Here is a 14851-nt window from a genome sequence, read left to right as displayed (position 1 = left end):
GGGGCGGCCCGCGGTCAACTAGGCCGCCCCTGGCGCGCTTTGCGCTGCCGTCCGTCCTCGGCGCAGCGCCGCGCCGCCGGATCCGTCCCTGTCACGTCGACGACCTTCGGTCCGTCGTACCTCCTGCGCGCCATGGCGCCGGCCGGCCCCTGTTGGCGCCCACGCGCGTGATCCAGGTACGCGGTTGGGCCGTCGCATTGGGGTACTTTGTCGCGTGTGTTCCAACTGCCCGCCGCCGAGCGGTCGAAGGGTGACGCCCGGCACGGATGCGTTCCGATCCGGAGCAGTTCTGAAGAAGTGAAGAGGATGGATCGGATGACCACAGTGATGTCGCAGCAGCACGCCCACGAGGCGGGCGGCGTCGACATGAAGTTGGTGGAACAGGCTTACGCGGATCCGGCGTCGATCGCGCCGCGTGACGTCAGAGAAGTGGCCACGTACTTCTTCGAGCGCCTCGCGCAGCTCGAGGAGGGTACGCGTGATCACCAGTACGTGCGCAACACGCTGATCGAGATGAACCTCTCGCTGGTCCAGTACGCGGCCGGACGGTTCAAGTACCGCGGTGTCGCGGAGAGAGAGGACCTCGTCCAGGTCGGCACGATCGGTCTGATCAAAGCCATCGACCGGTTCGAGCTCTCCCGCGAGGTGGAGTTCACGTCCTTCGCCGTTCCGTGGATCACCGGTGAGATCAAGCGCTTCTTCCGCGACGCCACGTGGGCCGTGCACGTCCCGCGCCGGCTGAAGGAGGCCCGCGCCGAAGTGACCGAGGCGACCGAGGAGTTGCGCCAGCGTCTGGGGCGCTCGCCGTCCACGGCCGAACTGGCGGAGCGGGTGCAGCTCGACCGGGCCGAGGTCGCCCAGGTCCAGATGGCGGTGAACGGGTACAACACCGCCTCCCTGGACGCCGCCGTCTCCGGGGGCAGCGGCGAAACCGACACCGTGCTGGGCGACTTCGTCGGTTTCGAGGAACAGTCCTACGAACTCATCGAGACCCAGCGCTCCCTCGCTCCGCTCATCGCGGAGCTGGACGAACGAGATCGCGTCATCCTGCATATGCGTTTCGTGGAGGAGCGTTCCCAGGTCGAGATCGGCCGCGAGTTGGGCGTCTCGCAGATGCACGCCTCACGCCTGATCAGCAGGCTCGTGGCCAGACTCCGGATCGGTCTGCTGGGGGACGGCGGTTCCTGACGGGCGCCTGTCCCGCGCGGCCGGCCCTCCGGGAGCTCCCGACGTCACAAGCCGCAAGACAGGTTTTGGCCAGCCGGAAATCCGCGGCCGGTCAGCGGCCCGTGACCCCAGCTACAAATCTTGAGCACAAATTCCACACATCACCCTCTCCAGACGGGTTCCGATGCTCTAGATTGTCCATGCTTCACATGCCGGGACACGAGGCGACAAGTGATGATCTATAGCTCAAATGCCATGGATATTCAGCTGTTGTGTCTCCGGCGTCAGAGGCGGGGGTGATCAATTCTGGGGGCCCGAGAGGGGGCTTCGGGTGTGGGGAGCACTCGAAGTTGAGACGGGTCCCGTGCATCTCGGCAGTCCGGCAGGACCTGCGAATCTGCCGCCGGGGTGAGCAGTCCAAGCAGCGCTGAAACGGCCGAGAAGTCATGCGCGGGAGGCGGGGGCCTCCAGGGGGAGGAACAGCGCGGTGCGGGGGGCGTGGCCTCCCGGGGGGATCAGCACACGACCATGTCGAACCATTGGGGACCGGGGGGTTCTTGTGCGGCAGGGGGGATTAGTCGGCCCTTTTCCGTCGGCGCGCGGGCGTCTGGCGGACGGGACGATCAGCCAGCCGGCGAATGACTGGGAACAGCGGTATCGCCGTACCGTGATCACCAGCGACACCGTGGCCACCGCCTTGGTGGTGGCCGGGATCGGCAACTTTTTCGGGGCCCGGGACGCGGCCAACTGGCATGAGAAATGGGGAATCCTCGCCTTCGGCACCGAACTGCTGGTGCTGGCATCGCTTGCGGTCAGCCGGGCCTGGGCCCCGGCTGTGCTCGGTCAGGGAGCCGAGGAGTTCCGCAGGCTCGGACGCTCACTGTTCACGGCGACCGTCGTGCTCGCGCTCGGCGGGATAGCCCTCACCTCGCGCAACATCAAACTATGGATCTTCGTCGCGATCCCCGCGATCGCGCTCGTCACCATGACCGAGCGGTATGTGCTCCGCCTCTCGCTGCACAAGCAGCGGAAGGAAGGGCAGTGCCTCAGACCGGTGCTCGCTGCCGGGAGCCCGGCCACCGTGCGCGACCTGATCAACCGGACCCGCAAGTTTCCGCACCTCGGCTGGCGCGTGGACGCGGTGTGCACCACGGACGGTCTCGGGCTCGACGGTGACCAGTTGGACGGAGTGCCGGTCGTCGGCCGGCTGACGGACGTCGCCAACCACGTCCGCCGCGACGGCTACCGTGTCGTCGCGGTCACCCCGGACCCGCACTGGTCACCGGACCGGCTGCAGCGGCTGGCCTGGAACCTCGAAGGCAGCGAGGCCGAGATGGTCGTGGCCCCCGTCCTGATGGAGGTGGCCGGCCCGCGGCTGCACGTCGACGCGGTGCTCGGCATCCCGCTGCTGCGGGTCAGCATGCCGACCTTCACCGGGGGCCGCCGGGCGGTCAAAGAGGTCGTCGACCGGCTGGGCGCGGCGGTCCTGCTGATGCTGTTCGCGCCGCTGATGGTGCTTGTCGGACTGTTCGTCCTGGCGGACAGCCGGGGCGGCGCGTTCTACCGCCAGCGCAGAGTCGGCAAGGACGGCCGCGAGTTCACCATTCTCAAGTTCCGCACCATGGTGACCGGAGCCCACGGGGCACGTGCCGAACTGGCCGACCGCAACGAGGGCGCGGGGCTGCTGTTCAAGCTCCGCCGGGATCCGCGGGTGACCCGGGTGGGGACGGTGCTGCGCCGGTACTCGCTCGACGAACTCCCGCAACTCTTCAACGTGCTCACCGGTTCGATGTCGCTCGTCGGCCCGCGGCCTCCCTTACCGGAGGAGTCCGCGGCGTACGGCCCGGACATCCGGCGGCGGCTGCTCGTCAAGCCCGGGCTCACCGGCCTGTGGCAGATCAGCGGGCGCAGCGACCTGCCGTGGGAGGAGGCCGTCCGCCTCGACCTGCGGTACGTGGAGGACTGGTCGCTCGCCCTCGACACAGTGATCTTGTGGAAGACGCTGCGCGCGGTGCTCCACGGGCAGGGGGCGTACTGATGCGCGGGGAGCATCGCACGGACGACGCAGGGAACGCAGGCCGAAAGGGCCTGCCTTGGGGGAGGAACGGGTCATGAGAGTCAGCGTCCTGGGGCTCGGCTACGTGGGCTGCGTGTCGGCCGCGTGCCTGGCGAGCCTCGGCCACGAGGTCATCGGTGTGGACGTCAACCAGGCGAAGGTCGACCTGGTCAACGACGGCAAGGCCCCGGTGGTCGAGGAGCGGATCGGCGAGCTCACCGCCGAGGTCGTAGGGACCGGAGCCTTACGCGCCACCACCGACGTCCGCGAGGCGATCATGGGCAGCGAGGTGTCCCTGATCTGCGTGGGCACACCGTCGGAGCCCAACGGCAGCCTGTGCACCACGTACTTGGAGCGGGTCACCGAGCAGATCGGCGCCGCACTGGCCGAACGGGGCGGGCGGCACACCATCGTGTTCCGCAGCACCATGCTGCCGGGCACCTGCACGAACCTGCTGGTGCCGATCCTGGAGAAGTACGTGGGCGGCACGGCCGGGGTGGACTTCGGCGTCGCGGTCAACCCGGAGTTCCTGCGCGAGGGCACGAGCGTGCGGGACTTCTTCGACCCGCCCAAGACCGTCATCGGCGAAGTCGACGCGGACAGCGGCGACGTGGTGGCGGCGCTGTACGACGGCCTGCCCGGCGAGGTGTTCCGGGTGCCGGTCTCGACAGCCGAGGCGATCAAGTACGCGGACAACGCGTTCCACGGCCTCAAGATCGGCTTCGCGAACGAGCTGGGCGCGGTCTGCCAGGCCCTCGGGGTGGACTCGCACCAGGTCATGGACGTGTTCCTGGCCGACCGCAAGCTGAACATCAGTCCCGCCTACCTGCGGCCCGGCTTCGCCTTCGGCGGCTCCTGCCTGCCCAAGGACCTGCGCAGCCTGGTCCACGCGGCCAACCGGGCCGACGTCTCGGTGCCCATCCTCTCCCACGTGCTGCCCTCCAACTCCGACCATCTGCAGCGCGCGGTCGACCTGGTCGAGCGCACCGGCAAGCGCCGGGTGGGCATGTTCGGGCTGTCCTTCAAGCCCGGCACCGACGACCTCCGCGAGAGCCCGCTCGTCGAGCTGGCGGAGAGGCTCTTCGGCAAGGGGTACGACCTGCGGATCTACGACGCCAACGTGAGCCTCTCCCGGCTGATCGGCGCCAACCGCGAGTACATCGAGACTCGGCTGCCGCACCTCGCGCAGCTGCTCGCGAACTCCGTCGGCGAGGTGCTGGAGCACGCCGAGGTGTGCCTCGTCGGGACCAAGGACCCGGCTGTCCTCTCGGCGCTCGGCCACGGCGAAAAACCGGTGATCGTCGATCTCGTCCGCCTTCCCGACGCCGAAGCGCGCCGGGCCGAACCGGGGTACATGGGCCTTGCTTGGTAACACGACCGGCGGCGACGGCACGGGCCGTCGCGCGCTGATCCTGGTCGAGAACCTGTCGGTGCCGTTCGACCGGCGGGTCTGGCAGGAGTGCACGACGCTGCGCGACGCCGGGTGGGAGGTGCACGTCATCTGCCCCCGAGGGAGCAAGCGGGACACGGAGCCGGAGGCGGTGATCGACGGGGTGCGGATCCACCGCTACCCGTTGCGCGCGGCCACCGGAGGACCGGCCGGCTACCTGAAGGAGTACGGATCGGCGTTGTGGCACACGGCCCGGCTGATCCGCAAGGTCGGCCCGGTCCACGTGGTCCACGCCTGCAACCCGCCCGACCTGCTGTTCCTGTCGGCACGGTGGCTGAAGCGGCGCGGCGCGCGGTTCGTCTTCGACCAGCACGACCTGGTACCCGAGCTGTACCTCTCCCGGTTCGACCGCGGCAAGGACCTGCTCTACCGCGGCGTGTGCGCGCTGGAACGGATGACGTACCGGGCCGCGGACGTCGTGCTCGCCACGAACGAGAGCTACCGGGACGTCGCGGTGGGCCGCGGCGGGCAGCGGCCGGAGGACGTGTTCGTGGTGCGCAGCGCGCCGCAGACCGACCGTTTCCAACCGGTTCCGCCCGAGCCGGAGTTGAAGCGCGGCAAGCCTCATCTGCTGTGCTACCTCGGCGTCATGGGCCCGCAGGACGGCGTCGACTACGCCCTGCGGGCACTGGCCAAGCTGCGCGACGAGTTCGGACGGACCGACTGGCACGCGGTGTTCGTCGGCTCCGGCGACGCCTTCGACGCGATGGTGGAGCTGTCCCGGCAGCTCGGGCTCTGCGAGCAGGTGCAGTTCACCGGACGCATTCCGGACGCCGACCTGGTGCGCTACCTGTCCACCGCGGACGTGTGCCTGTCCCCGGACCCGCGCAATCCGCTCAACGACGTGTCCACCATGAACAAGGTCCTGGAGTACATGGCGATGGGCCGGCCCATCGTCTCGTTCGACCTCCGGGAGGCGCGCGTCTCCGCCGGTGACGCCGCCGTCTACGCGCCCGCCAACGACGAGGCCGAATTCGCCAAGCTCATCACGGTGCTCCTCGACGATCCGGAGAAGCGCGCCCGGATGGGCGAGACGGGCCAGGAGCGGATCAGCGGGCAGCTTTCCTGGCGGAACTCGCAGGCGTCGCTGCTCGCCGCCTACGCCGCCGCGTGCCGTGACCGCACTCCGGTGTCGGCAGGTGGCCCGGACGGTACGAGGAAGAGGCCGCGTCAGTGAGTGATGACACGATCCGCCTGGTCACAGTCGGGCGGATACTGCGCCGGCGGTGGCGGCTGCTCGCCGTTCTCACCGTGGTCGGCGCGCTCGTCGGCTACGGCACATCGATGGTGTTCCCGCCCCGCTACACGGCGTCGGCATCAGTACTGCTCCCCGGGCAGTGGGAGGAGCGCGAACTGCTGACCCAGGTGGACATCGCGACCAGTTCGTCGGTGGTCGACCGTGCCGCCGCCAAGCTCGACTGGCATGACGTCACCAGCAGCGAGCTGCGGGACCGAGTGAGCGCCAAGGCGGCCGACGGGAACCTCATCAAGATCTCGGGCACGGCCGACACCCCGAAGCGCGCACAGCAGCTCTCCGACCAAGTGGCCAAGGAATTCGTCAGCTTCGCCGCGCGGATCGCGGGCGGCAGCACCGACCCCGACGCGGCGACCGGGACCGAGGCGCTGCGTCAGCAGGTCGTGGAGACCAACCGCCGCATCTCCGACCTGGCCGATGCGGCCGACCCGGGGCAGACCGTGGAGAGCGTGCAGGCCCGCACCGCCCTCGAGAAGCTGCGCACCTCGCTGGAGGAGGCCATGACGAAGCTCGACCAGGCCGACCCGGCGACCGACAAGGCGGGCATGGTGGTCATGGGCCCGGCGGCCCGGCCGACCGGCGAGGCGCCGCCGACGAGGACGCAGTTCATCGTCGCCGGAGCGCTGCTGTTCTTCCTGTTCGCGGTCATCGGCCATCTCGTCGCCGCACGGGCGAACCGCCGGCTGCGCACCGAACCGGAGATCGCCGCGGCGCTGGGCTCGCCGCTCCTCGGCACCGTCGACGTGCCGGGTGAACAGGGCGCGCACCGGCCGCAGGACGCTGCCCCGCGCGCCCGGATCCGCCGGCTCCTCGGCATCGACACCCGGTGGGACGTACCGGCCCCGCAGAGATCCGGCGACGAGGCCGGCAGACGGATCCGCTACCAGCGGGTGTGCGCCCGCCTCCGGGACCGGTTGCCCTCACCCCGGCGGCTGCTGGTCGTCGTACCGAACGGCGACGCGACCGCCCACCAGGCCGCCGAGCAGCTCGCCGCCGAGGCCCAGGGCGACCCGGTGCTGCGCGTGGTGGAGGTTTCGACGGACCGGCCGACCGTGCCGGACCGCGACACCGAGTCCGGTGCCCTGGTGGTCCTCAGCGCCGGCAGCTGGACCGCGGAAGAGCTCGCCGGCATCGCCGAGGCGTGCGCGGACGGCAGCCATGAGGTCGTCGGCACCGTCGTCGTCGGCACGGTCCTGGCCCGTGCGACACGGTCTGCCGACCGTCCTTCGGACGACGCCGCTCCGGCGCTCGCGGCGCACGGTCACATGACGGGAGGTTCGCTGTGACGACGAGCACGACGTCCGAGTCGTCGGCGGCCGCCCCGCTCTTCGACCTGCAGGCGCTGGTGGTGTCGGTGCGCAGGCGCCGCCGCCTCTGGTGCTCCCTGGCGCTCCTCGGGCTGCTGGCCGGCGCGGCGGTGGCCGTCCTGATGCCGCCGCCACCGACCGCGGTGACCAAGGTGCTGGTCGCGCACGAGGACGACCAGCCCAACGACACCGGAACGCTGATCCGCACCGACGTCGCCGTACTGGGGACCACGCAGATCGCCGACAAGGCCCTGCGGGCCCTCAAGTCCTCCGAGGACCCGCAGGACTTCATGCGCGACTACCGGGGGACCGGCCTGACCAACAACCTGCTCCAGATCGACGTGACCGGTGACAGCGACGCCGAAGCGGTCGCCCGAGCCCAGGCGTTGGCCGACGCGTTCGTCGCGGACCACGTGCGGCGGATGCAGGAAGCCGCGAATGCCGAGGCCAAAGCCCTGAGCGACCAGCGTGACCGCATGCGGGACGAACTCACCCAGGTCAACAAGGAGATCGGGAACAGGTCGCCGGACAGCGACCCGAAGGCGTCGGCGAGCATCGAGTCGCTCTTCGCCCGCCGGGCCGAACTCAACTCACGGATCGCCGATTTCGACCAGCGCGCCGCGGACGCACGCACCGGCACCCCCAAGGTGGTCGCCGGCACGCAGATCGTGGACGCCCCGCGCGCGGTGCGGCACTCCCTGCCCAAGGCCGCCGCCACCGACGCCGCGATCGGCCTCGTCCTCGGGCTCGTCCTCGGCCTCGCGCTGGCCGCGGTCGGCACGGTGGTGGCGGACCGCCCCGTGCTGCGCCGGGACATCGCGGCGAACCTGGGCGCCTCGGTCATCGCCGAGCTGCCCCGCCGATCGGGCAGGCCGTGGCAACGCCGACGGACCCGGGCGGCACGCGAACGGCTCACCGCGACCCTGGCCCGCACCGTGCGGGACTCCACGGAACCGGTGTCGCTGCTCGAACTGGGCTGCGCGCGCAGCACCAGCGTGATCGCCCTCGACCTCGCCAGGGCTTTGGGGGCCGAGGGGCAAGCGGTCATCATCGACGCGCTGCCCGGCCGACAGCTCTCGGGCCGCCGCCTGAAGCCGGGGGACCCGACCGTGGTCAGCAGCGAGCATGCCGCGACCGTGGCGCATCAGGAGCACCGGCTCGGCGTCGGCACGGTGGCGCCCGGCACGGCGTGGACCGGACTCCAGGACCTCGGTACGCAGACCGTGCTCGTCGTGCGGGCCGGGCACGGCAGCGTCGCATGGCTGCACACCGTGGCACGGCAGCTCGCGGACCTGCTCATCCCGGTGATCGGTGTGGTGCTGATCGACCCCGATCCGCGGGACCGGACCGACGGCACCCTCTGGGACGGGCTGCAGACCGCGCTGCGCGGCCACAACGTGCGGCCTGCCCGGGAGAAGACGACGGGCCGGCCGCGGACGGAGCGGCCGTCATGGGCACGGGTCCCGGAGATCGACCAGGAGGCGCGGTAAGACATGTGTGGCATCGCAGGCACGTACCGATGGCCGGACGGAAAGGCCGTGACCGACCGGCTCACCGACACCCTCGCCCACCGGGGTCCGGACGGTTCCGGTCGCTACAGCCACCGCGTCGGTGACGGCGAGGTGCACCTCGGGCACCGGCGCCTCGCCATCATCGACCTGTCCGAGACCGGCGCCCAGCCGATGGTCTCCGACGGCCTCGTCCTCACGTACAACGGTGAGCTGTACAACGCGCCCGAGCTGCGCGCCGAGCTGGCCGCCGCCGGGGTGCGCTTCCGCGGTACCTCCGACACCGAGGTGGTGCTGGAGGCGTGGCGGCGCTGGGGCACGGACTGCCTGCCCCGGCTGCGCGGCATGTTCGCGTTCGGGATCTTCGACGAGCGAACCGGTGAACTGGTGCTCGCCCGCGACCAGTTGGGCATCAAGCCGCTGTTCCTGCTCCGGCGCGGTGCGGGTCTGGTCTTCGCCTCCGAGCTCAAGGCGCTCGCCGCCGCCACCGGGGGGTCCCTGGAGGTGGACCACGCCGCGCTGGTGGCCTCGCTGCTCTACTACTGGGTGCCGGACTCGCGCTGCGCGTTCCGCGAAGCGGAGAAGCTGCCCCCGGGGAGCTGGCTCAGATGCCGGCCCGACGGGCGGGTGGAGCGCGGCCGGTTCTGGAACCTCAAGGACGTCGCCGCCGAAGGCCGGGAGCGGGCCCGCAGCGGCGACCAGCCGGACCTGGCCGCCATCGTCGAGGAGTCGACCCGGCGGCACATGCTCTCCGACGTACCCGTGGCGACCTTCCTCTCCGGCGGCCTCGACTCCAGCTACCTGACCGCGCTGGCGGCCCGCCGGCAACCCGGGATCTCCGCCTACACGATCGGGTTCCGCGCCGAGGACGCCAAGTTCGAGGCGATGCCGGACGACCTGCGCTACGCCCGGCAGGTGGCCGAGCGGTTCGGTGTCGACCTGCACGAGATCGAGATCGCCCCGAACGTGCTCGACCTGCTGCCGCAGATGACGTACAGCCTGGACGAGCCGATCGGCGACCCCGCCGCGATCAACACGTTCCTGATCTGCTCGGCCGCCCGGGAGGCCGGGGTCAAGGTGATGCTCTCGGGGATGGGCGCCGACGAACTGTTCGCCGGGTACCGCAAGCACCTCGCCAACCTGATCGCGCTGCGCTACCAGCGCGTCCCGCGGCCCCTGCGGCGCGGCCTGTCCGCGGCCGTGGACCGGCTGCCGGTCGCCACGGCCCGCCGGGGCTACCGCTCGGTGCGCTTCGCGAAGCGGTTCCTCTCCTTCGCCGATCTGCCGGAGGAGACCGCGTTCCGGCGCAGCTACACCATGTACGACCAGGAGGAACTGCTCGCCCTGGTCGATCCGGACCTGGCCGGGACGGTCGACGACGTGCTGACCGAGCACGCGGACATCTACGAGGACAACGACCTCGACGACTTCGTCAACCGCATGTGCCTGGGCGACGCCCGGATGTTCCTGCCGGGCCTGAACCTCACGTACACGGACCGCTCCAGCATGGCCGCGTCGACCGAGGTGCGGGTGCCCTACGTGGACGTCGAGGTGGTCAAAGCGGCGTTCGCCGTACCCGGCGACCGCAAGATCGTCGGACGGCAGGGCAAGGCCGTCCTCAAGGAGGCGGCCACCTCGGTCCTGCCCCGGGAGATCGTCTACCGCCCCAAGGGCCTGTTCAGCGCCCCGCTGCGCGCCTGGATGAGCCGGGACCTGGCACCGCTGGTGCGCGAGGTGGTGCACGACGGTGTGCTCGTCAACTCCGGGCTCCTGCGCCGCGACGCGCTCGCGCGCATGGTCGCCGAGGACGCCGCCGGGCAGCGGGACTTCTCCAAGCACCTGTGGCACGTGCTGACCCTCGAGTACTGGTACCGCGACGCGACCTCCGGGACCGGTCGGAGCGCTCGCTCGGCGGCGTAGAAGACAGCGAACACGGCGAACACGGCGAACACGGCTGAGGAACAAGGGGACTTCGGGTGAAGCAGGTTGTACAGAACTACAAGAGCGGCGAGCTTGCGGTGCTCGACGTGCCGGAGCCGGGCTGCAAGCCGGGCGGTGTGCTGGTCCGCACCGCCTACTCGCTGATATCCACCGGGACCGAGCTCATGAAGGTGTCCGAGGCCGGCATGTCGATGCTGGGCAAGGCCCGCTCCCGCCCCGACCAGGTGGCCAAGGTCATGCAGAGCGTGGCCATCAACGGGGTGCCCGCCACCTACCGCAAGGTGATGGGCAAGCTGGACTCCTACACGCCGCTCGGCTATTCGCTGTGCGGGATCGTCGAGCAGGTCGGCCCCGGGATCGACGATGTGAAGGTCGGCGACCTCGTCGCCTGCGCCGGCAACGAGCACGCGCTGCACGCCGAACTGAACTGGGTGCCGAAGAACCTCTACACCCCGGTGCCGGACGGCCTCGCGCCGCGTCACGCGGCCTTCGGCACCGTCGGGTCGATCGCGATGCAGGGCGTCCGCCAGGGCGAGCCGCAGCTCGGTGAGGTGGCGCTCGTCATCGGCCTCGGGCTGATCGGACAGCTGGTGGTGCAGCTCCTCACCGCCTCGGGCGTCCGTGTCGTCGGGGCCGACCCCGACCCGGTGCGCTGCGAGCTCGCCGAGCGCCTGGGCGCCGCGGCCTGCGGCGATCCCGGGTCCGCGGCCGTGGAGGCCGCCGTCGCCGAACTCACCGGCGGTCACGGCGTGGACCAGGTGTACCTGGCCGCCGGCGGCGGCAGCAACCAGCCCGTCGAGCTGGCCGCCCGGCTCTGCCGGGACCGCGGCCGGGTCGTCGACATCGGCAAGTGCCGCCTGGACCTGCCGTGGAACGCGTACTACGAGAAAGAGCTCGACGTCCGGTTCTCCCGCAGTTACGGCCCCGGACGCTACGACCCGGAGTACGAGATCGAGGGGCGGGACTACCCGATCGGCTACGTGCGCTGGACCGAGCGCCGCAATCTCGCGTGCTTCCTCGACCTCGTCGCCCGCGGCCGTGTCGACGTGGAGCCCCTGGTCTCCCACGTAGCCGACTTCGACGACGCCGTCGAGACGTACCAGCGCCTGAAGGACGGCGATCTGAAGGCCGTGGCCGTGCTGTTCCGGTACCCCGAACAGTCGGGGGAAGGGGAGGCGGAGGCCCCGGTGGTGGCCGTGCCCGCGGTGCGCCGCAGCGGCGAGGCGGCCGCCCCGGCCCGGGCCGCCGGGACACCGGTGCGCCTTGCGTTCGTCGGCGCGGGCAACTACGCGACATCGATGCTGCTGCCGCACCTCTCGCAGCGCGACGGCGTCGAGCTGTCGACCGTCGTCACCACGACGGCGCTGTCCGCGGCCAACGCGCAGCGGAAGTTCGGCTTCGCCGAGGCGACCACCGACCTCGACGCCGTGCTCGGCGACAAGTCCATCGACGCGGTCTTCGTCGTCACCCGGCACAGCTCGCACGCCGAACTCACCCGCAAGGCGCTGCTGGCCGGCAAGGCGGTGTTCGTGGAGAAGCCGCTGGCCCTCACCGAGGACGAGCTGGCCGGCGTGCTCGCCGCGGTGGAGGAGTCCGGCAACGACCGGCTGCAGGTGGGCTTCAACCGCCGCTTCGCGCCGCTGCTGCAGGAGGCGAAGAAGCGCCTCGGCGCCCGGACCGGTCCGGCGAGCCTGCGCTACCTGGTCAACGCGGGCCGGCTGCAGCACGGCAGCTGGTACCTCCAGCAGGGCACGGAGGGCTCGCGGTTCGAGGGCGAGGGTGGACACTTCATCGACACGGCGAGCTGGCTGCTCGAGGCCGACCCGGTCTCGGTGTACACGGTCGCCTCGTCCGGCAACGAGGACCTGCAGGTCGTACTGAGCTACCCGGACGGGTCCACCGCCACCATCAGCTACGTCACCACCGGCGCGCCCGGCTTCCCCAAGGAGACGCTGGACCTCGTCGCGGACGGCAAGGTGCTGCGGCTCGACGACTTCGTCCGTGCCTCGGTCTACGGCCGCAAGCGGTGGGTCAGTTCGCGGCTGCCCAAGGCCCGGGACAAGGGACAGAACGCCGAACTGGCCGCGTTCATCAAGGCCGTGCGGACCGGCGGGCCGATGCCGGTACCGCTGGAGTCGCTGGTCGCCACCACGTCGGCCACCCTCGCCGTGCAGGCCGGCCTGGCCGGCGGCGCGCCGGTGACGCTGGCGAGGACGCGATGACCATGAGCGCGGGCTGGTACCTGCGGCGGCTGTCCCGGATGAGACCGGCGGAGGTCGGCGGCCGGGTGGGCGACGCGGTGCGCAGGCGGCGGTGGCGGTCGGCGCGGCCCGACTGCCCGAGCGTGACCGGCGCCCGGTTCACCGCGGTCCTGCCCGCCGGGACGATCGGCGCGATACCGCCGGACGCCGCGAAGCGTCTCCTCGCCGAGGCGGACCGGCTGATGTACGGCCACGCCGAATTCTTCGGAGTGGTCCGCGACGACCTGACCGATCCGGACTGGTGGTACGACCCGAAGACCGGCCGCCGGGCGCCGTTCGGCTACGCCTTCGGTGTGCCGTACCGGAACGAGGACGTGGTCGGGGACATCAAGCAGATCTGGGAGCCGTCCCGGCACCAGTACCTCACCGTGCTCGCCGCCGCCTACGCGGTCACCGGGAACGAGCGGTACGCCGAGCGCGTGGCCGAGCACCTGAGGTCGTGGTGGGCGGCCAACCCGCCGCTGCGCGGCGTGCACTGGATCAGCGGCATCGAGCTGGGCATCCGGCTGCTGTCCTGGGTGTGGATCCGCCGGCTGCTCGACGGCTGGGCGGGCGCGGCCGAGCTGTTCGAGGACAACCCGGTCGCACGGAACCAGATCTGGCACCACCAGCGCTGGCTGGCCGGCTTCCCCAGCCGGGGGTCCTCGGCGAACAACCACGTCATCGCCGAGACCGCCGGGCAGTTCGCCGCGGCCTGCGCGTTCGGCTGGTTCCCCTCCTCGGCGCGCTGGCGAGACGACGCGCTGCGGTCGCTGGAGCGGCAGCTGCGCAACAACACCTTCGTCTCCGGCCTCAACCGCGAACTGGCCACCGAGTACCACGGCCTGGTGCTCGAACTCGGCCTGGCCGCGGTGGCCGAGGCGGATGCCGCCGACGTGCCGGTCCCCGCGTCGATCCGGCTGGTGCTGCTGCGGATGACCGACGCGCTCGCGGCCGTCGTCGACAGCCGCCTGCGACCGCCGCGCCAAGGCGACGCGGACGACGGGTACGGCCTGGTCGTGGACGGCGCCGGCACCGACCGCTGGGCCTCGCTGCTCGCCACCGGGGACGCCGTGTTCGGCCGGCTCGCCTGGTGGCCGGCCGTGACCGGCACCGATGTGCGCACCCCGCTCCTCGCCGCGCTCATCAAGCGCACGGAACCGTCCGTGACGCGTCCGGCGAGCCGACCGGCCCACTTCGCCGACGCGGGCCTGACCATCCTGCGCGGCGGGTCGGAGATCTGGTGCCGCTGCGACGGCGGTCCGCACGGCTTCCTGTCCATCGCCGCGCATGCCCACGCGGACGCGCTGTCCGTGGAGGTCCGGCACGACGGGGTCGACGTGCTCGCCGACCCCGGGACGTTCTGCTACCACGGGCAGCCCGAGTGGCGGCAGTACTTCCGGTCGACCCTCGGTCACAACACCCTGGAACTGGACGGCAGCGACCAGTCCGTCTCCGGCGGCCCCTTCCTGTGGACCCGCCAGGCCCGCAGCCGTGTCCTGGTCGCGGACACGTCCGGAGAGGGCGTGGCCCGCTGGTGCGCCGAGCACGACGGCTACGAGGACTCCGTGCACCGCCGCCGGGTCGAACTGACCGAAGCGACAAAGGAATTGAGGATCGTCGACGAGGTGCGCGGCCCGCGCCGGGCCGTGCGGCTGGCGTTCCACCTCGGCCCGGCGATCACCGCTGACCTGTCGGGCGACCGGGCCGTGCTCACCTGGACCCGGGACGGCGAGGACCGCTCCGCCGTGCTCGACCTGCCCGGCGAACTGAGCTGGCGGGCCCATCGCGGCGAGACCGAACCGCCGCTGGGCTGGTACTCCGCCGGGTTCGGGCGCAAGGAACCCTCCACCACGCTGGTCGGCACCGGCTTCACCGACGGCACGGAGGGCTTCACCACCGTGCTCGGGTTCCACGGCTAGGGGGG

At 71.2% G+C, this 14851-nt stretch carries 9 protein-coding genes; all 9 read left to right on the top strand.

What is annotated here, in order from left to right; all coding sequences use genetic code 11:
- Positions 1-366 precede the first annotated feature (366 nt).
- The 9 genes from ACQUQD_RS03240 to ACQUQD_RS03200 all read left to right on the top strand — a co-directional run bounded on the left by ACQUQD_RS03240 (position 367) and on the right by ACQUQD_RS03200 (position 14846).
- Positions 367-1188, top strand: a complete 822-nt coding sequence (locus ACQUQD_RS03240) for a SigB/SigF/SigG family RNA polymerase sigma factor (RefSeq protein ID WP_428957440.1) — start codon at positions 367-369, stop codon at positions 1186-1188.
- Positions 1189-1726: 538 nt separating this feature from the next.
- Positions 1727-3205, top strand: a complete 1479-nt coding sequence (locus tag ACQUQD_RS03235; protein WP_428950377.1) for a sugar transferase — start codon at positions 1727-1729, stop codon at positions 3203-3205.
- Positions 3206-3278: 73 nt separating this feature from the next.
- A complete protein-coding gene (locus ACQUQD_RS03230; protein WP_428950376.1) occupies positions 3279-4595 on the top strand; it encodes a nucleotide sugar dehydrogenase in 1317 nt (438 codons plus the stop codon).
- Positions 4585-5850, top strand: coding sequence for a glycosyltransferase family 4 protein (locus ACQUQD_RS03225; protein ID WP_428950375.1), 1266 nt, complete (start codon positions 4585-4587; stop codon positions 5848-5850). The genes ACQUQD_RS03230 and ACQUQD_RS03225 overlap by 11 nt, the downstream gene beginning before the upstream one ends.
- The gene (locus ACQUQD_RS03220) at positions 5847-7214 is read left to right on the top strand and encodes a Wzz/FepE/Etk N-terminal domain-containing protein (RefSeq protein WP_428950374.1); all 1368 of its coding nucleotides are present in this window, start codon (positions 5847-5849) and stop codon (positions 7212-7214) included. The genes ACQUQD_RS03225 and ACQUQD_RS03220 overlap by 4 nt, the downstream gene beginning before the upstream one ends.
- Positions 7211-8725 (top strand): Wzz/FepE/Etk N-terminal domain-containing protein, encoded by a 1515-nt coding sequence (locus ACQUQD_RS03215; protein ID WP_428950373.1) that lies wholly within the window; start codon positions 7211-7213, stop codon positions 8723-8725. Before ACQUQD_RS03220 ends, ACQUQD_RS03215 begins: the two co-directional genes overlap by 4 nt.
- Before the next feature lie 3 nt (positions 8726-8728).
- Positions 8729-10663 (top strand): asparagine synthase (glutamine-hydrolyzing), encoded by a 1935-nt coding sequence (gene asnB, locus ACQUQD_RS03210; RefSeq protein WP_428950372.1) that lies wholly within the window; start codon positions 8729-8731, stop codon positions 10661-10663.
- A 56-nt stretch (positions 10664-10719) separates the two neighbouring features.
- Entirely contained in the window at positions 10720-12906 is a 2187-nt protein-coding gene (locus ACQUQD_RS03205; protein ID WP_428950371.1) for a bi-domain-containing oxidoreductase, read from the top strand.
- On the top strand, positions 12903-14846 hold the full coding sequence (locus ACQUQD_RS03200) for an alginate lyase family protein (protein WP_428950370.1): 1944 nt from the start codon (positions 12903-12905) through the stop codon (positions 14844-14846). Before ACQUQD_RS03205 ends, ACQUQD_RS03200 begins: the two co-directional genes overlap by 4 nt.
- Positions 14847-14851 lie beyond the last annotated feature (5 nt).

Origin of the sequence: Streptomyces sp. cg35 (assembly GCF_050410835.1) — a bacterium.
GTDB lineage: Bacteria > Actinomycetota > Actinomycetes > Streptomycetales > Streptomycetaceae > Streptomyces.
The sequence above is the reverse complement of the archived record's forward strand: the minus strand, read 5'-3'. Positions and strand labels throughout refer to the sequence as shown.